The following is a 17475-nucleotide window of genomic DNA, read 5'->3' on the forward strand; positions in this document are numbered from 1 at the left end:
CATCAACATGCTGAGCAGAGAGGACTTTTACATGATAAAGCAAATGCGCCAGCAGGGCGCGTACATTGTCGATATTGCGACTCAGATTGGTTGCTCTGAACGAACGGTCAGACGTTACCTCAAATACCCTGAACCGCCAGCCAGAAAAACCCGCCACAAAATGGTTAAGCTGAAACCGTTTATGGATTACATCGACATGCGCCTGGCAGAGAATGTCTGGAATAGCGAGGTTATCTTCGCGGAGATTAAGGCAATGGGCTATACGGGCGGACGTTCCATGCTGCGTTACTACATCCAGCCCAAACGTAAAATGCGTCCGTCAAAAAGAACAGTTCGCTTCGAAACTCAGCCCGGATACCAGCTCCAGCACGACTGGGGCGAAGTTGAGGTGGAAGTTGCCGGGCAACGGTGCAAAGTTAACTTTGCGGTTAATACGCTGGGGTTCTCCCGCCGCTTTCATGTCTTCGCTGCCCCAAAACAGGATGCTGAGCATACCTACGAATCACTGGTTCGCGCCTTCCGCTACTTCGGTGGTTGTGTGAAAACGGTGCTGGTTGATAACCAGAAGGCTGCGGTGCTGAAGAATAACAACGGGAAAGTCGTGTTCAACTCCGGATTCCTGTTGCTGGCTGACCACTATAACTTCCTGCCACGGGCATGCCGTCCACGCAGGGCCAGAACAAAAGGTAAGGTTGAGCGGATGGTGAAATACCTCAAGGAGAACTTCTTCGTCCGGTACCGCAGGTTCGACAGCTTCACTCATGTCAATCAACAACTGGAGCAATGGATAGCCGATGTGGCTGACAAACGGGAGCTTCGTCAGTTCAAAGAAACGCCGGAACAGCGCTTCGCGCTGGAGCAGGAACATCTGCAGCCGTTACCCGATACGGACTTCGATACCAGTTACTTCGACATCCGCCATGTGTCCTGGGACAGCTATATCGAGGTTGGTGGTAATCGTTACAGCGTTCCCGAAGCGCTGTGTGGTCAGCCGGTATCGATACGAATATCGCTGGATGACGAGTTGCGGATCTACAGTAATGAGAAACTGGTGGCCTCACATCGCCTCTGTTCGGCATCGTCTGGCTGGCAGACAGTGCCGGAGCATCACGCCCCGCTCTGGCAGCAGGTCAGTCAGGTGGAACATCGGCCACTGAGTACCTATGAGGAGCTGTTGTGATGCATGAGCTGGAAGTCCTGCTGAGTCGCCTGAAAATGGAGCATCTGAGTTATCACGTTGAAAGCCTGCTGGAACAGGCAGCTAAAAAAGAGCTGAACTACCGGGAGTTCCTGTGCATGGCGCTACAGCAGGAATGGAACGGCAGGCATCAGCGGGGTATGGAGTCCAGGCTGAAGCAGGCTCGTCTGCCGTGGGTCAAAACGCTGGAGCAGTTCGACTTTACCTTCCAGCCGGGCATCGACCGTAAGGTTGTTCGGGAACTGGCTGGTCTGGCGTTCGTGGAGCGCAGCGAAAACGTGATCCTGCTGGGACCTCCTGGTGTAGGAAAAACGCATCTGGCCATAGCTCTTGGCGTGAAAGCGGTGGATGCGGGACATCGGGTACTGTTTATGCCACTGGACAGACTGATCGCGACACTGATGAAAGCGAAACAGGAAAACCGGCTGGAGCGTCAGCTACAGCAACTGAGTTATGCCCGGGTGTTGATCCTGGATGAAATAGGCTATCTGCCGATGAACAGAGAGGAAGCCAGCCTGTTCTTCCGGCTACTGAACCGTCGATATGAAAAAGCGAGCATCATACTGACGTCAAACAAAGGGTTCGCAGACTGGGGAGAAATGTTCGGAGATCACGTGCTGGCAACAGCGATCCTGGATCGGCTGCTACATCACTCAACCACGCTGAATATCAAAGGAGAGAGTTACCGGTTAAAAGAGAAACGTAAAGCTGGAGTGCTGACCAAAAACACAACGCCAATCAGTGATGATGAAATGGTGAAAAGCGGACAGCATCAGTAACGAAAGTATTTTAGCGGGCATGAAAATGGCAAATAACGGTCAAACATCGTGGCGTTGACATCGGGTATGGGCGCTGCTTCGCAGACAGGCCGAACTTGATGGTATGCCTGCGATCAATGCCAAACGTGTTTACCGGATCATGCGCCAGAATGCGCTGTTGCTTGAGCGAAAAACCGCTGTACCGCCATCGAAACGGGCACATACTGGCAAAGTGGCCGTGAAAGAAAGCAATCAACGATGGTGCTCTGACGGGTTCGAGTTCCGCTGTGATAACGGAGAAAAACTGCGAGTCACGTTCGCGCTGGACTGCTGTGACCGTGAGGCACTGCACTGGGCAGTCACTACGGGCGGCTTCGACAGTGAAACAGTACAGGACGTCATGCTGGGAGCGGTGGAACGCCGCTTCGGCAACGAGCTTCCGGCGTCTCCAGTAGAGTGGCTGACGGATAATGGTTCATGCTACCGGGCTAATGAAACACGGCAGTTTGCCCGGATATTAGGGCTTGAACCGAAGAACACGGCGGTGCGGAGTCCGGAGAGTAACGGCATAGCAGAGAGCTTCGTGAAAACGATAAAGCGTGACTACATCAGTATCATGCCTAAACCAGACGGGTTAACGGCAGCAAAGAACCTTGCAGAGGCGTTCGAGCATTATAACGAATGGCACCCGCATAGTGCACTGGGTTATCGCTCGCCACGGGAATATCTGCGGCAGCAGGCCAGTAATGGGTTAAGTGATAACAGGTGTCTGGAAATATAGGGGCAAATCCAAAAACATAGAACAACTCTTATTTGGTATTTATTTTTTTAGGCACTAGCAATTAAAAAAATGATAACTATAAGAATGATCACAAAATTAAACAACAATAAATGTTATAGTTTTCAATGTGTTAATAACCAACATTAACAATTTATGCTTTGTTCAACTCATTACATTTTCTTTAAGAATTTTCATGTTTAAAATAAAAAAAATTATCAAAGACGGGAGGTGTTTGGTTTATAGATTCAAAGAATTAACATGATGATAACATAGCGTAACTAATTCTTCCTCCTTTTTGTTTTAATTTAACATAAAGGATTTTAGAATTTTATAATCATTTGCACCATAATAATATCCATAAAATGGGGCAGCTTTAATTATAATAAACAATATAAACTCCGATTTTGTGCCAGCCCTCTAAAACAGGGCTTCTTTTAAGAAAATGATATGACAGATAATGAAAAAATAGACCTGATGATAAAAGAGATAAAATCTGTTATTTTAAAAAGGACAGGAGAAGATAGCAAGGTAAGTATTGTAGAGATTGATGGTTGCAGGCGTATAAATATTTTAATAGATAACATATCAAGTTATCTAATTAAATTTTCAGAGCATCAAAACAACCAACTCACATAATTATAAGATGTATTGTATAAATACTAATTGCACATATACAAAGATTGCAATAGAGCAGCTACTGCACGAAAAGTATTTTGATGACAGGTGTTATTGTCATAGCATTAAGATCTATGATTTAAGGTTTTTAAAAATAGAGGATGTTGCCTACAAGTTAATACAGTTATTTAAGGAGAGAAGAAAAGAAAATATAATATTTCTTTGTTCCGACAGGTTTATACACAGCAAAGAAAAACCAAGAAACATCTTTTTTCTGGATACAAAAGATAGCATACGCAACTGGAGTAGACATCTAAAAAAACTTCGTTATTGTAACAGTAACGTGCTTATATGCTTTTTATTTTTATGTGGCCTCTACCACATATCTGTATTTACAGGAAAAAAACAAGTGATTATTGCCTGTATAAAAAAAGGATTTTCTTTTTCTGAAATGATGAATTTTCTTAACATTAATGCGAGAACATTAGTTAATTATCTTGGGGGGCTTACAACTTATTTTATTCTTCCATATAGTGATTCTTTATATAAATATATTAGTGATAATATTATAGCATCATCTACCGAAGAGTATCATATTCTTTTGACAAATCAAAGGAGATATTATGTTTAATAGGCGCGTCTTATTTATATCTGTTTTTTCCTGTGCTGTGTTCATGTTATCAGGTTGTTCATCTAATAGATTTGCCTCCAGGGATGCAAATGCTACGTATGTTAATACACAGCTAAAAATAATACCTCGTTCCCAGGAGAAAATACAAGCTCAATCACAATGCTCAAGGAGTTTTTCTCTACTGCAAAAATTAAACACGGACAAGTTTAGTATGTACAGAAACCAGTTCGATGAGATAAATGATGCATACTATTTTTATAAAAGAAATGTTGATTTAATGAATAAAGACTCTAAAGAGTTAATGGCAAGCGTTCTTGATTCTAAACTTGATATGGTATGTGTACGAGTCGATAACGCCTCATTTGTAGGCATTTATGGGAAAATGAAAAAAGTTATGGACTTATAAACAGGAATGAGGGCTTACTGCCCTCATTATCAATTTATGTTATTTTGGATCGCATCACTGTGTTGGTTTTCTTTAATTGTGTTATGGGGGACTGGATTTTATTCATTGCTCTTTTACATCATTTCTGCATTGCTGATAATCATTTTATATATTTTATATTTTATTGGAGAGAATATGTTTTCTAAAGGGAAAACAAAGGAAAGTGAGTCGACCACAACAATTATCTCAAAAAATACTTCGTTTGTTGGCGATATTAGTTCTGATGAAAAAATAATAATTCACGGAAAAATTAATGGTAATATAAACACTGACAATGGTGTGGTATTTATTGATAAAGGAGGAGTTGTTAATGGTAGGGTTTTATGTGAAAAAATGATTTTAAATGGTGAATTGTATGGTGAATGCTGTTGCTCTACGTTAGTTGTTTATGAAAATGGTTTTTTACAAGGAGAAGTTAGTTATCGATTTCTGGAGATTCGCAATGGCGGATGTATTACAGGGGTTGTAAACAAGGTGACTGACGAAGTGCAAAACAATGTATCTGAGTTAGTAAAAGCGAGAGAAAGTTAAAAACATGAAATTCGAGAATGTAATCTTACTCCTTGTTATTGTCATTATGTTTTATTTTGTAATAACAAATTTAATTGAAGCGAATGATTACTACAAAGAAATACATGTATATTCCGATATATATAAATGATTGCATTTAATATAATGATTACGTGTGGATAATGTGATGATATTTCGATATTTAATCGTTATTATTTTAAGCGTATACATAACAGGGTGTACGAATAATAATTTAAAGAAAGAAGATATCCCCGAAGATATGTTCGCAATAATTTATGGTTCAGATAGCATAAAAAAATATGAACGCGGTCAAATGGAGCTTACAAGAAATATAAACAGCGGATGTATTGAAGCCTTGGTTTTTTTGAGTGAAGAGGACCCCGAGACGTATAGCGATTATATAAATGATTATCATAAAATTGCAGAGGGGTATCGTTTTCTTGATGAAAACAGAAAATTCATGAATAAAGATTCAATTGAATTATTGGTAAGGGGGTTAAATGTTAAAAAGGATGTCCTCTGCTCAAGAGTAAAGTTTGAAAGCTTTCAGTACCTTAAAAACAAGTTCCAACAATAGAAAAAACCAAATACTAAGGTAATGCAATTCAGTTATTGCAGAAAATATACTCTATCTATCATCCTCATCTTTGATGAGGATGATTAATATATTTCATGAGACTCTTTATGAATACTATAAAAATAAACCTAAACTTAATTGATTATGATTCCATTGTAAATATTGAACTTCCCTGCCTTCTATCTGAAATAGAGGTAGAGTTATTATCTCAATTGCTGAAAGGGTATTCAGTGAATGATATTTCCAAGCGAAGAAACAGAAGTATCAAAACAGTTTCGTGCCAAAAAATGAAATTATATAAAAAACTTAACGTAAAAAGCGATCTGACTTTATGGCGAGATGTTTTTTTAAGATTTAAAGTCCACCTACAACCTAAAAATATCATCTGTGATAATTTTAATAGTTCTGCTTTACCAGTTTTTTCATCTAAAGGGGAGAGTATGGCGCACTACAACATATATTACCAACCAATCTATAACGCAAAAAATGGGAATATTGCTGGATGTGATGTTACTATTGCGTTAAAAAATTCAGATAGTAGTGCTTTTGCACTAGATTCTGACATAATTAATTATAAACCCAATGATAACAAAGTGTCTTATTTGTTTGGATATATCAATAAACTATTCTCACCGATCAAAAATAATCTTCCACATGGTTTTTTCATTACTATAAATATTAATCCTGAAGATATTCTCACCTGTGATATCGAAAGGGAGTGTTTACATTTTATTAAAGTTTTTGGGAAGGAACGGATAAGGCTGGTCTTACAGTTTTCAACTAAAGAAGAACTTTACATAATAAGAAGGTATCAGTCTTCTTTAAGACGTATCAGAAATAATAATGTTTATTTATCACTTAATGATTTCGGTATGGGATATGCTGAGCTTTCACACTTGCAAAACATACCTTTCTCCTATGTAAACTTACATAAAACAATGTTCCATGATATAGAAAGCAATAGTTTGACAGATATAATAGCAACTACAATTATTGATTTATCAAAACAACTGCATATAGATGTTATTGCTGATGGTATAGAAACGAAGAAACAGGCAGGTTATATGATTGAAAGAGGAGTTAAATATTTAAAAGGCATTGCATTATCATCACCGCTACCTGCAGATGCATTTGTACGAAAGTTGCTAGCTTCATTAAAACAAGTCTAAAACTCAGAACCACCCATATAGCGGGTGGTTCTGATTAATTTAATATTATTAATATTACCTAGAAAATATTATACTTTATTCATCTGATATTAATTTTCTCAAAATTGATATCAGCGAAAGTAAGAGTTATCAAGTGCGCAAAAAATGTCCGATTTGTTAAATAACAGATGGATTAAGTATTTATTTAGATAAATAAGATAAAAAAACCTCCTTTGAATACAAAGGAGGTGAAAAATAAGGCTTACTTCAAGTCACCCCCATTATCAATGGAAGTTTCTTATTTATACATGTTCTTAATGTTAAATGTGATGTGTAAACTCCTAAATTTGAGTCTGTTGCCCATTTTAGGGTAAATTTCTTTGTTCAAAAGTGACTGTCATGGCTGTCACCAAACTTGATAATAAAGCGGTATTGTCCATTTCTGTGATACGACCAAGATTATCAAATCCCCCTTTTTTTACGGCCTCGCTCGTCGGGAACACCTTATGTTTCTTGGATGTTTGATCACATTGTTCAACCGACTCAAGCCGTTCGTTGTGTATATGACGTTACGGATCTCTGCTGGGTAATCTCAGAACATCCTGTGCGACTGCTAGCCCCGGCTCACTTGCTCGGAATAAGGGACCGTAACTATCTTTTTTCGGAGCTAGGTTGAAAAAAGAATGTAGTGGATCACAAAATCAGGACACCGGGATAACCTGTTTCCACTTTTCTTCATGTAAGCAAGGCGGTAAACCACCGTTGTTCGTGTGAGGTCGATAAACGTTGTAATAACCATTAATCCACTGGTTTATATCGCGTACCACATGGCTAAAATCACCATAACCACCTTTCGGAAGCCATTCACTTTTAAGGCTGCGAAAGACACTTTCCATCGGCGAATTATCCAGGCAATTCCCTCTGCGACTCATACTTTGCATTACCCCATAACGGCAGAGTAACTTTCTGTATTTATTACTTTTATACTGAACACCTTGATCTGAATGAAGCAGCATGCGGCCATCATCGGTCGTATTTCCAGTGCATTACGCAAAGCCCTACAAACCAACTCAGCATCAGCGGTTAATGAGAGGGCTGAACCGATAATCCGCCGTGAATATAAATCAACACGAGCGCGAGATAACACCATTTGTCCTGCAGGCGAATAAAACTGATGTCGCCGCACCAGACGCGGTTTGATGCGGCGGGGTTAAATTGCCGGTTCAGTATATTTGGCAATGGCGGACTTTTGTCTTCGTTTACCCGGTAGTGTCAGCGCCAGTGATATAAGACGGTAACGGTCAAACATCGTGGCGTTGACATCTTTGGTGGTGTGCCGCGCGAAGTGTTGTATGACAATATGAAAACTGTGGTTCTGCAACGTGACGCATATCAGACCGGTCAGCACCGGTTCCATCCTTCGCTGTGGCAGTTCGGCAAGGAGATGGGCTTCTCTCCCCGACTGTGTCGCCCCTTCAGGGCACAGACTAAAGGTAAGGTGGAACGGATGGTGCAGTACACCCGTAACAGTTTTTACATCCCACTAATGACTCGCCTGCGCCCGATGGGGATCACTGTCGATGTTGAAACAGCCAACCGCCACGGTCTGCGCTGGCTGCACGATGTCGCTAACCAACGAAAGCATGAAACAATCCAGGCCCGTCCCTGCGATCGCTGGCTCGAAGAGCAGCAGTCCATGCTGGCACTGCCTCCGGAGAAAAAAGAGTATGACGTGCATCTTGATGAAAATCTGGTGAACTTCGACAAACACCCCCTGCATCATCCACTCTCCATCTACGACTCATTCTGCAGAGGAGTGGCGTGATGATGGAACTGCAACATCAACGACTGATGGCGCTCGCCGGGCAGTTGCAACTGGAAAGCCTTATAAGCGCAGCGCCTGCGCTGTCACAACAGGCAGTAGACCAGGAATGGAGTTATATGGACTTCCTGGAGCATCTGCTTCATGAAGAAAAACTGGCACGTCATCAACGTAAACAGGCGATGTATACCCGAATGGCAGCCTTCCCGGCGGTGAAAACGTTCGAAGAGTATGACTTCACATTCGCCACCGGAGCACCGCAGAAGCAACTCCAGTCGTTACGCTCACTCAGCTTCATAGAACGTAATGAAAATATCGTATTACTGGGGCCATCAGGTGTGGGGAAAACCCATCTGGCAATAGCGATGGGCTATGAAGCAGTCCGTGCAGGTATCAAAGTTCGCTTCACAACAGCAGCAGATCTGTTACTTCAGTTATCTACGGCACAACGTCAGGGCCGTTATAAAACGACGCTTCAGCGTGGAGTAATGGCCCCCCGCCTGCTCATCATTGATGAAATAGGCTATCTGCCGTTCGGGCAGTGGGATCAAACGTTCGCCAGTGATGCAGCACTGACCTCAGCGATGCTAGACCGTATCTTACACCACTCACATGTCGTTCAAATCAAAGGAGAAAGCTATCGACTCAGACAGAAACGAAAGGCCGGGGTTATAGCAGAAGCTAATCCTGAGTAAAACGGTGGATCAATATTGGGCCGTTGGTGGAGATATAAGTGGATCACTTTTCATCCGTTGTTGACAACAGGGGCCGAATCGATAACCGTTGACTGTTCGGGGAAGCCCTTATAGTACAATAAATTCGATATCCAAGCTGACCTCAAAAGCTTTATTCCGTTTTACTGACATCCAACCATTCAGCAGCAGTAATGGAAGCAAGGCAAGAGCATTTATTCTCAGGATAATTGTTTCAGCATCGCAATAGCATCAGACTCAGGCATCAAAAACTGCACCCGGTGCCGTGCAGCCACATCCAGTGCAAACACCTTCGTGTAGACCTCCGTTGAGCTGATGGACTTATGCCCCATCAGACTCTGCAGAACCTTCAGCGGTATACCGGCATACAGCATGTGCATCGCATAGGAATGGCGGAACGTATGTGGTGTGACCGGAACAGAGAACGTCACACCGTCAGCAGCAGCGGCGGCAACCGCCTGCCCAATCCAGGTCCTGACCGTTCTGTCCGTCACTTCCCAGATCCGCGCTTTCTCTGTCCTGCCTGTTCGTTTATTACGCCGTTCCATGGGGATTTTCAGTGTTGCCACCATCGTCTGCAGCTGGCTGACGTACCAGGAGTCAGAGAGCGGAACCAGCCGGTGAGTCTGCTGCCCGGCTGGCGTTCTTCCTGCCGTCCTGGCTGCTTTTTCTGTCCGCTGCTTCAGAGTGGCCAGCTGCACAAACGGATACGGAGGCGCGAGCGAAAAATCCCCCCGCGTCAGCGCCAGTGCTTCATTAATGCGCGCACCGGTGTTCCACAGTGTGGCCAGCAGCATCTTGCGGCGCAGATCCGGGACGTAATGGAGCAGGGCACTCACTTCAAGGGCGAGCAGGTATTTTGGCAGTTCATCATGAACCATCGACATCTGGCGGAGTGCCAGCGCAGCCGGATAATCAATGGCAACAGGCAGCGATGCAGGCTGTCCGGCAGAATACACTGCCGGTACCATGACTGCAGACTGGCTGTGTATAACGGAGCCTGACATTTATATTCCCCAGAACATCAGGTTAATGGCGTTTTTGATGTCATTTTCGCGGTGGCTGAGATCGGCCACTTCTTCCCCGATAACGGAGACCGGCACACTGGCCATATCGGTGGTCATCATGCGCCAGCTTTCATCCCCGACATGCACCACCGGGTAAAGCTCACGGGAGACTTTATCTGACAGCAGGCGGGCGCTGGCCAGGGGGATCACCATCCGTCGCCCGGGCGTGTCAATAATGTCACTCTGGACATCCACAAACAGACGATAACGACTCTCTCTTTTATAGGTGTAAACCTTAAACTGCATTTCACCAGTCCCTGTTCTCGTCGGCAAAAGAGCCGTTCATTTCAATAAACCGGGCGACCTCAGCCATCCCTTCCTGATTTTCCGCTTTCCAGCGTTCGGCACGCAGACGACGGGCTTCATTCTGCATGGTGGTGCTTACCAGACCGGAGATATTGACATCATATGCCTTGAGCAACTGATAGCTGTCACTGTCGACGGTGACTGTAATGCGCTGCTTCATAATGCACCTCATCCTACATACTCTCTATACACAATTAAGTATACACCAGTATTACGCTATAGCATGCCTCAGGCAATGGAATATTGTTATCAGGCTATTATTAACACTCACATCAATAACCAACACAAAAAGTAACCATGGCAGTAATAACCAGCAATGTAGTAACCATGCTAAATTACAGAATAACTGTTTTTTCATGATCCGATTTTTATAGGATTCAGGAATTTCAGAAAGTTGATCACGATCAGTGAATAAGCGAAGTGATCTTTTCTGCCGCTGATGACTGGCTCGCGAACACGGGAATAAACACAACATACAGTGTTATGTCAGCGGGCATGAACACAACATCCTGTGAAATCTGGCCAACGGACGGCAGCGAAGGATCTGCGGATCCGGAACCAGGAGTTTTCGGATCTCTGCGAGAAGTGAAAGAAACTAATACAAATAAAGCAATAATTACCAATTATTATTGCTTTTATTTCAACATTGCATGATAGGCAACAATCATCACACTCTGTTGCTGCAATCAGCACACCGGAAAGAAAGCCCACCTCTCATGCGTAACCGTTACATGTGCTTCGGGTTCAGATCAAATATTGATTAACCCTTGACGGAAATAAAATGAAGCCGGAACGAAATCGCCTTAATATGAATAAAATTATTCAAAGCCTTCGGGCATTTATCAGCAACTGAATAAAGGTATCAAGGAATGTATCCTGTATTTGAGAATGGCTCCTGCTGGGTCAAGGTAGATTTTCATCTTCATACCCGTGCAGATAAAGAATTTCGCTATGCCGGTGAATCCGACAGATATATTCGCGACTACGTCAGTGCCCTGAAAGCGGCTGAAGTGGGCGTCGGCGTGATCACCAATCACAATAAATTCGATCCCGGTGAGTTTAAGGCACTGCGCAAAGCTGCGCGCCATGAAGGCATAGAACTGCTTCCCGGCGTGGAGCTATCCGTTAATGATGGCCAAGCCGGTGTACACACACTAGTAGTGTTTGCTGATGAATGGTTTATCAATCCGCAGCAGACAAACCATATTGAAAGTTTCCTGACTTCCACGTTTGCGGGCATTGATAATTTTGAGAACGAAAATGCCCGTTCAACAGAAAATATAACACAGACTATCCAGCGCCTTGACCGGTACGAACGGGATTACTTTATTGTGTTTGCCCACGTGGAGGCCCCTAACGGATTATGGGGCGGGCTGAGCCCTGGCAGGATCAGAGAGCTTTTTGATAACGAGCTTATCCGCCGGCGCGTAACGGGATTTCAGAAGGTGATGACCCACGACCTGCGGGTCAAAATTAAGGACGTGCTCGGTGAACGCTACCCTGCCGAAGTCCAGGGATGCGATGCCAAAACGCTGGATCACATTGGTGCCAGAAAGGTCGCCAGCTATCTGAAACTGGGGGATTACAGTTTTGAGGCTGTCCGCTTTGCGCTACAGGATTTCCCGCACCGCGTCAGCAGGGAGAAACCAGCACTGAGGCACAGCCATATCCGCCAGATAGCATTCGAGGGAGCCGGTTCGCTTGGCGGAACAGTAGTGAAATTATCTCCGGAGCTGAACACCCTGATAGGAATCCGCGGCAGCGGCAAATCCTCCATCCTTGAAGGGCTCCGGTATGCCCTGGACATTCCGTTTGGCGAGAAGGCTTCTGACCGCGATTACAAAGAAAATCTGGTCAGTAATTTACTCAAAAGCGGGGGGAAGATTACCGTTGAGGCCGTATGCCGTCACGGGCGGACCTATCAGATAGTCCGTATCTTCGGTCAGGAGCCGCAGATCATTTTTGACGGACAGATCCAGCACGGGGTGACGCTGAGGGAAACGGTGCTGCACAAGCCGGTGTATTTTGGCCAGAAAGATCTGTCCAATACCGGGGCCGGATTTGAACACGACCTGATTGAAAAACTGGTTGGAGAACGCCTGGCTGCCGTGCGAAACAAAATCCGCCAGCAGGAAGAGGTCGTCCTTGACAAGTTACGCGAGTATCGTCGTCTGAAAACATCAGGAGAAACACTCGGTGAATGGCAGGCGAAAGAGAAGGATGCGCAGTTCCGCCTGCGCTTTTATGCCCAGCACGGTATGGAAGAAAAACTGGCGCGTCAGACCACCTTCGGACGGGATGAGCGCTACCTCAGCAGTACTACTGCACGAGCAACTCGGGCGCTGGACAGTATGCAGGACGTGATCAGGGAAACACTCGATGAGCTGAAGCAGGATCAAAAACATGAGTCCCCCCATAACCAAGCGGATATTGATGATTATCGTGAGGGATATGACCGCTTTACCGCTCATCTCAGCTCCCTGAGCACGATTGTGGACGGCGCCCGCCAGCTTCTCACAGAACTCGATACAAAGCAGCAGGCTTTTCTGGAGAAAAAGCTGGCGCTGACGGAAGAATTTGCCGAAATAGAGCGTGGCCTAGCTGAAGAGCTACGGCAGGCAGGCGTGGAAAAAGCCGATCCGGCTGACTTTCTGAAACTGAAGGCCGGGCTGGAACTTGCGCAACAGAAAATTGCCGAGCTGACCCGGGCTGAAAGCAGTCAGGCGTTACTGGAGAAAAATCTGACAGAAGCGCTGAACCGATTGCATGAACTGTGGGTGGAAGAGTATCAGGAAATTGAAGCCGTGCTGACCGGCATCAGCCAGGCCGATTCGCCTCTGAAGATCGTGCCATCCTTTGCAAACGACAAAAAAGCCATGCAGGCCGTTCTGAAAGAGGCCTTCACCGGCAGCCGGCTGCGGGAAAGTACTTACCAGACCGTGGCTGACAGCTTCAGAGATTTTGGCGAGCTCTGGCTGAACAGGGATAAACTGCCGGGGATTATCAGCGGTTCTGCAGAGACATTCAGCGTGTATCTGGAACAGCAGATAGAATCGCTGATTGTCTGGCAGATCCCGAATACCTACACCATTGAATTCCGGGGCAAGCCCCTGGAACAACATTCGCTGGGTCAGCGCGCCTCCGCTTTAATGCTGTTTGTTCTGAATCAGCAGGATAATGATGTGGTGATCATCGATCAGCCCGAAGATGACCTGGACAATCAGACTATTTATGACGACGTGATTAAAATCATCCGGACAATGAAACCCCGTACCCAGTTTATCTTTGCCACTCATAATGCCAACATACCGGTGCTGGGAGATGCAGAGAATGTCTGTACCTGTAAATATGCGGGCGGAAAGATCCAGACATCCGCTGGCGGTGTGGATGCCCCGCCAGTACAACAACATATCATTTCTGTGATGGAGGGCGGGCGGGAGGCCTTTGAGCGGCGCAGGGAAGTTTACGGCTCATGGCTCAGTAAAACCTGATTTCCTCAGGCATGTAGAACATGCAGAAAAAGCCGCTTTGCGGCTTTTTCAATTTTCCGATTATTACTTTTTTCGGATCTCAGGAGAGGGGAAGAAGGATTTGTGCTGATAATGCAATACTAATGATATATTTTTAACTTAATTGCATTATTGCTTATTTGTCATTAATAACTGAAATACATTGAATAATTATCAATGAAAGAACGAGGCTCATATTTCCCATGTAAATTATATGCCCTTGTAGAGAGCGAGACGGTAGTGAACTTGCGGTACTAAGAATAAACTGTACCGACTCTTCCTGGGCACTGGAATGTTCAGATGTACGACAGAGCCCTGCGCCTTTTGTAATAAATAATTAAAGGACTGAACATGGCGACCACAGTAATAGCTGCCTTTAACGAATTTATGAAAGATACCGTGAATCTCAAAAAGGCAGATACCGATGACGCGCGTGCAAGTCGCGACTGGCTTATCGGTAAGATGAATGATTTTGAGAAGGACGATAAATTTCCGGTGAGTTTCCCAGCGATCCATATTGCCTTTGGCTCCTTTGCCAGAAGAACCAAAATCCGTCCGCTTGATGATATCGATCTGATGTTTGGCTTAACCGGGCAAGGTGCCACCTATACCATCCTGAGTGACCGGATAACTGTAACCTCCTCCGGAGAGGGGTCACGTCTGCACAGTTACCGCCATTCCGGAGCTGACACCGTCTGCTCCGTCAGAATTCTGAATGCCTTTAAAAACCGCCTGCAGGACATTGCCCAGTACGCCCAAGCTGATATCAGGCGTAACCAGGAAGCTGTCACGCTGAAACTGGTCAGCAAGGACTGGAATTTTGACATCGTCCCCTGCTTTATTACCAGCGAAGATGCCTTTGGACGGACTTACTACCTGATCCCCGATGGCAACGGCCACTGGAAGTTTACCGACCCCCGTAAAGACAGGGACAGAGTCACTACTATCAATGTGCAGAATAACGGCAATGTGCTCAATGTCATCAGAGCAGTCAAATACTGGCAGCGGCGACCGACGATGCCATCCATGAGTTCCTACCTGCTGGAAACGCTGATTCTGGACTATTACGCTGGCAGGACATCCTGCTCATCGTTTGTTGACATGGAGCTGGAAGCTCTTTTCCGCCACCTTGGTCAATCCGTGCGGTACTCTGTCAACGATCCCAAAGGCATACAGGGTGATATCAACTCACTTTCAGCCGAGGCACGTAAGGCGATATCGGACAGATGTTATCTCGATGCGCAAAAGGTATCGGAGGCGAGATGGTTTGAAAATAATAAAGAGTATGAAAAATCCATCAATAAATGGCGCGATGTGTTCGGGCCGTTCTTTCCTGTTTACGGGTGAACCATGAATGCCATTTACACAAACCAGTCGACCAGAGAAAACATGGATTTACTGTATGCGCAGGCCCGTGTCTACGACAGGGTAAAAAACTGGAACAGACTGAATTTTCTCTTCAGCATCATCGTACCGCTCCTGCTTTCTTTCGTTACCGTATACAACCGGAGCCGGGAATTTGTCGATTCAGAGTTGTTGTCTTCGCTGTTGGGGTTATATGGACTCCTGGTGCTTACCTTTAACATTGTTATCAGTGGACACATCTCGGCTCTGCGCAGGAAGGCAGCCTCAATCCAGGAAATGTACGACTGCCGGGTACTTGGCATCCGGCGTAATGAACTGAAGGTGGAGGAGATCCCACGGGATGACATCATCCGGGAAGCTGCATATTTTAGAGACAGCCCGGAAAAAGCACGAAAGCGATTTGGCGAAGAGGGGTGGTACGTCAGTAAGGTGTATGACGCGCCGCAGGCCGTAATGGCGCTCCTTTGCCACGGAAAAAATCTCGGCTGGGACAAATCGCTCAGGGAGGTTCTGCACGTATTTTATCTTTCCGCTTTTATTGTCTCGCCTGTCGCGATGCTTGTTTACGGCATCGTCATGAAATCCGGGCTGAATGAGATCCTCTTCTATGTGGTGTTCACACTGCCGGTCATCCGCTATTTCTTGCTTCAGTTTCTGGATAATCGCAGCAGTATGAAAAGAAGCGAGAAGCTGAAAAAGTACGTTGAGAAGGAATTATCCGGCATAAGGGTGTCCGGAAGGGCAGAAGAAGAGCAACTGGCTTATACGCTCCGGAATATCCAGGATGAGATGTTTACCTACCGGGCCTCATGTCCGCCCGTTCCCAACGGTATTCAGCTGATAATGAAGCCCAAAAATGAACGAATTTATGTTGATTACTTTGAAACAAATCTGAAGGAGCTGCACCTTCAGAAGTAATCCCTCCTTAGCTCCGGTGTAGGATTTACGTATGCCGGAGCACATCCGATAAACAATTCTGGTTGCCTGAGTGTCAGCGTAAACCCATAGTCACCTTCGCCTCAGACGGTTAGTTACACAGTATTGCAAACAACATTTCAGCTCCTTTAAAATTAAAAGGACAACTCTTGATGCTCTCATGACTACGTCGCACTGCATTTATAAACCAGTAGCCATCATTCTGTCCGGGTGAGCACGCTTGCCATGACAGTTCTCCTAAAATTACATCGTAATCGTTTTCTAAAGTGTATGAGATCGCGCCGTTATCATTAACTCTGGGTTTAAAATGAAGGCGTCTTTTTTTCTTTTGTTCGCACGTACGTACTATTGAAAAAGCTGGCAGAGGAAATGGAAAAGAGTCCCCTTCTGATGTCCTACAACACAGATCATGATCACCAGTAAAAATAATGCCAAAGCCTATAGATTCATATTTCTTCAGGGCATCAGTAATCTCTTTAAAAAGCAGGTTCTGACGATGCTGAAGCTCATTTTTGCGACGCTCACACCGTATATTCAACTGAACGCAGTAGTCCAGTTGAGCCCTTATACCGAAAAGAATCAAATCCACATCTGTATCTGCCATAATTATTCTTCTCCTATCTGAAAAGACCACCTTTCAATCAGACTATGATTCTCGATAAAACGCCTGAGTGCCGTAGTCCGTTACATCTACAGTTTTTGATCTACGTTAACAACATTCTCCGGCCAGGAGAAGCAAGACGTTAGGCTCAGCGGAGGGCTGAATCAGCCAGCTACAGGAGGCGAATAACTCGCCCAGAGCGTCCACATTTCCCGTTATCGGAGAACGCCCTGTCGAGTGCTGATTTAGGGATATACACCGCACAGGTGTTCTAGTTGGTGTTCAGCCGAGTTGCTGACGTCCTTCCTCAACCTGGTCATGGAACCAGGTATTATGCTGCCGTTCAACGGTTTGCCGCATTTACGGATGCAAAGCAAAACAGGCTTGCTGTGGTCGAGATCCTACTTTGCCGAAAACCGGATCTGCGGAGAAGATAAGACTAATTGTTGCGGGTTAAGCACAAAAACCAGTT

Annotated in this window: 15 protein-coding genes and 4 pseudogenes; 13 read left to right on the forward strand and 6 right to left on the reverse strand. The window is 45.0% G+C overall.

What is annotated here, in order from left to right; translation table 11 throughout:
- Positions 1-7: 7 nt before the first annotated feature.
- From istA (ACJHW7_RS23235) to ACJHW7_RS23270, 8 genes and pseudogenes are all read left to right on the forward strand, one after another.
- The gene (gene istA, locus ACJHW7_RS23235) at positions 8-1180 is read left to right on the forward strand and encodes an IS21-like element IS21 family transposase (protein ID WP_058800785.1); all 1173 of its coding nucleotides are present in this window, start codon (positions 8-10) and stop codon (positions 1178-1180) included.
- Positions 1180-1977, forward strand: coding sequence for an IS21-like element IS21 family helper ATPase IstB (istB, locus tag ACJHW7_RS23240; protein WP_000544830.1), 798 nt, complete (start codon positions 1180-1182; stop codon positions 1975-1977). Before istA (ACJHW7_RS23235) ends, istB begins: the two co-directional genes overlap by 1 nt.
- Before the next feature lie 61 nt (positions 1978-2038).
- A pseudogene (locus tag ACJHW7_RS23245) lies at positions 2039-2737 on the forward strand (IS3 family transposase); the annotation flags it as partial.
- 447 nt (positions 2738-3184) lie between these two features.
- Positions 3185-3373 carry a hypothetical protein gene (locus tag ACJHW7_RS23250; protein WP_020219146.1) on the forward strand — a complete coding sequence of 63 codons (189 nt, stop codon included), beginning with the start codon at positions 3185-3187 and terminating at the stop codon, positions 3371-3373.
- A gap of 602 nt (positions 3374-3975) precedes the next feature.
- Positions 3976-4389, forward strand: coding sequence for a hypothetical protein (locus ACJHW7_RS23255; RefSeq protein WP_020219148.1), 414 nt, complete (start codon positions 3976-3978; stop codon positions 4387-4389).
- 174 nt (positions 4390-4563) lie between these two features.
- Complete coding sequence (locus tag ACJHW7_RS23260; RefSeq protein WP_225562657.1) at positions 4564-4959, forward strand: polymer-forming cytoskeletal protein; 396 nt, start codon at positions 4564-4566, stop codon at positions 4957-4959.
- A gap of 154 nt (positions 4960-5113) precedes the next feature.
- On the forward strand, positions 5114-5536 hold the full coding sequence (locus ACJHW7_RS23265) for a hypothetical protein (protein ID WP_225562656.1): 423 nt from the start codon (positions 5114-5116) through the stop codon (positions 5534-5536).
- A 107-nt stretch (positions 5537-5643) separates the two neighbouring features.
- Positions 5644-6705, forward strand: coding sequence for an EAL domain-containing protein (locus ACJHW7_RS23270; RefSeq protein WP_024201544.1), 1062 nt, complete (start codon positions 5644-5646; stop codon positions 6703-6705).
- Positions 6706-7068: 363 nt separating this feature from the next.
- On the opposite strand, the pseudogene ACJHW7_RS23275 reads toward ACJHW7_RS23270, so the two are convergent.
- Together ACJHW7_RS23275 and ACJHW7_RS23280 are read right to left on the reverse strand one after the other, a co-directional pair.
- Positions 7069-7273: pseudogene (locus ACJHW7_RS23275) on the reverse strand (transposase); the annotation flags it as partial.
- Between the two features lie 112 nt (positions 7274-7385).
- Positions 7386-7956 (reverse strand): annotated as a pseudogene (locus tag ACJHW7_RS23280) (IS3 family transposase); the annotation flags it as partial.
- A 49-nt stretch (positions 7957-8005) separates the two neighbouring features.
- Here ACJHW7_RS23280 and istA (ACJHW7_RS23285) point away from each other — a divergent pair.
- Both istA (ACJHW7_RS23285) and ACJHW7_RS23290 read left to right on the forward strand, forming a co-directional pair.
- Positions 8006-8509: pseudogene (istA, locus tag ACJHW7_RS23285) on the forward strand (IS21-like element IS100 family transposase); the annotation flags it as partial.
- Entirely contained in the window at positions 8506-9201 is a 696-nt protein-coding gene (locus ACJHW7_RS23290; protein WP_074440817.1) for an AAA family ATPase, read from the forward strand. The pseudogene istA (ACJHW7_RS23285) and the gene ACJHW7_RS23290, both read left to right, overlap by 4 nt.
- 218 nt (positions 9202-9419) lie before the next feature.
- Here the strand turns inward: ACJHW7_RS23290 and ACJHW7_RS23295 are convergent, their stop codons facing one another.
- The 3 genes from ACJHW7_RS23295 to ccdA are packed head-to-tail and all read right to left on the reverse strand — an operon-like array spanning position 9420 to position 10752.
- Positions 9420-10226, reverse strand: coding sequence for a site-specific integrase (locus tag ACJHW7_RS23295; protein ID WP_020219156.1), 807 nt, complete (start codon positions 10224-10226; stop codon positions 9420-9422).
- Positions 10227-10532: a type II toxin-antitoxin system toxin CcdB gene (ccdB, locus tag ACJHW7_RS23300; protein WP_001159871.1), complete on the reverse strand. Its 306-nt coding sequence runs from the start codon at positions 10530-10532 to the stop codon at positions 10227-10229.
- A gap of 1 nt (position 10533) precedes the next feature.
- Positions 10534-10752 carry a type II toxin-antitoxin system antitoxin CcdA gene (ccdA, locus tag ACJHW7_RS23305; RefSeq protein ID WP_000813634.1) on the reverse strand — a complete coding sequence of 73 codons (219 nt, stop codon included), beginning with the start codon at positions 10750-10752 and terminating at the stop codon, positions 10534-10536.
- A 709-nt stretch (positions 10753-11461) separates the two neighbouring features.
- On the opposite strand from ccdA, the gene ACJHW7_RS23310 reads away from it, so the two are divergent.
- The 3 genes from ACJHW7_RS23310 (at position 11462) to ACJHW7_RS23320 (ending at position 16384) form a co-directional block, all read left to right on the forward strand.
- Positions 11462-14083 carry a TrlF family AAA-like ATPase gene (locus tag ACJHW7_RS23310; RefSeq protein WP_020219157.1) on the forward strand — a complete coding sequence of 874 codons (2622 nt, stop codon included), beginning with the start codon at positions 11462-11464 and terminating at the stop codon, positions 14081-14083.
- Between the two features lie 369 nt (positions 14084-14452).
- Complete coding sequence (locus ACJHW7_RS23315; protein WP_000246636.1) at positions 14453-15448, forward strand: SMODS domain-containing nucleotidyltransferase; 996 nt, start codon at positions 14453-14455, stop codon at positions 15446-15448.
- Between the two features lie 3 nt (positions 15449-15451).
- A complete protein-coding gene (locus ACJHW7_RS23320; protein ID WP_000991832.1) occupies positions 15452-16384 on the forward strand; it encodes an S-4TM family putative pore-forming effector in 933 nt (310 codons plus the stop codon).
- Positions 16385-16493: 109 nt separating this feature from the next.
- Here ACJHW7_RS23320 and ACJHW7_RS23325 read toward each other — a convergent pair whose 3' ends face one another.
- Positions 16494-17006, reverse strand: coding sequence for a hypothetical protein (locus tag ACJHW7_RS23325; protein WP_020219158.1), 513 nt, complete (start codon positions 17004-17006; stop codon positions 16494-16496).
- Positions 17007-17475 lie beyond the last annotated feature (469 nt).

It is taken from the genome of Escherichia sp. WS1152 (assembly GCF_046487665.1).
In the GTDB taxonomy this organism is placed as follows: Bacteria; Pseudomonadota; Gammaproteobacteria; order Enterobacterales; family Enterobacteriaceae; genus Escherichia; species Escherichia coli.

What these genes read in the sequence shown, in the direction of transcription:
- istB (WP_000544830.1), top strand. Translation starts at nt 1,180, where the DNA reads ATGCATGAGCTGGAAGTCCTGCTGAGTCGCCTGAAAATGGAGCATCTG.
- ACJHW7_RS23325 (WP_020219158.1), bottom strand. Translation starts at nt 17,006, where the DNA reads ATGGCAGATACAGATGTGGATTTGATTCTTTTCGGTATAAGGGCTCAA.
- ACJHW7_RS23315 (WP_000246636.1), top strand. Translation starts at nt 14,453, where the DNA reads ATGGCGACCACAGTAATAGCTGCCTTTAACGAATTTATGAAAGATACC.
- ccdB (WP_001159871.1), bottom strand. Translation starts at nt 10,532, where the DNA reads ATGCAGTTTAAGGTTTACACCTATAAAAGAGAGAGTCGTTATCGTCTG.
- ACJHW7_RS23295 (WP_020219156.1), bottom strand. Translation starts at nt 10,226, where the DNA reads ATGTCAGGCTCCGTTATACACAGCCAGTCTGCAGTCATGGTACCGGCA.
- ACJHW7_RS23310 (WP_020219157.1), top strand. Translation starts at nt 11,462, where the DNA reads ATGTATCCTGTATTTGAGAATGGCTCCTGCTGGGTCAAGGTAGATTTT.
- ACJHW7_RS23250 (WP_020219146.1), top strand. Translation starts at nt 3,185, where the DNA reads ATGACAGATAATGAAAAAATAGACCTGATGATAAAAGAGATAAAATCT.
- ACJHW7_RS23320 (WP_000991832.1), top strand. Translation starts at nt 15,452, where the DNA reads ATGAATGCCATTTACACAAACCAGTCGACCAGAGAAAACATGGATTTA.
- ACJHW7_RS23260 (WP_225562657.1), top strand. Translation starts at nt 4,564, where the DNA reads ATGTTTTCTAAAGGGAAAACAAAGGAAAGTGAGTCGACCACAACAATT.
- ACJHW7_RS23270 (WP_024201544.1), top strand. Translation starts at nt 5,644, where the DNA reads ATGAATACTATAAAAATAAACCTAAACTTAATTGATTATGATTCCATT.
- ccdA (WP_000813634.1), bottom strand. Translation starts at nt 10,752, where the DNA reads ATGAAGCAGCGCATTACAGTCACCGTCGACAGTGACAGCTATCAGTTG.
- ACJHW7_RS23255 (WP_020219148.1), top strand. Translation starts at nt 3,976, where the DNA reads ATGTTTAATAGGCGCGTCTTATTTATATCTGTTTTTTCCTGTGCTGTG.
- istA (WP_058800785.1), top strand. Translation starts at nt 8, where the DNA reads ATGCTGAGCAGAGAGGACTTTTACATGATAAAGCAAATGCGCCAGCAG.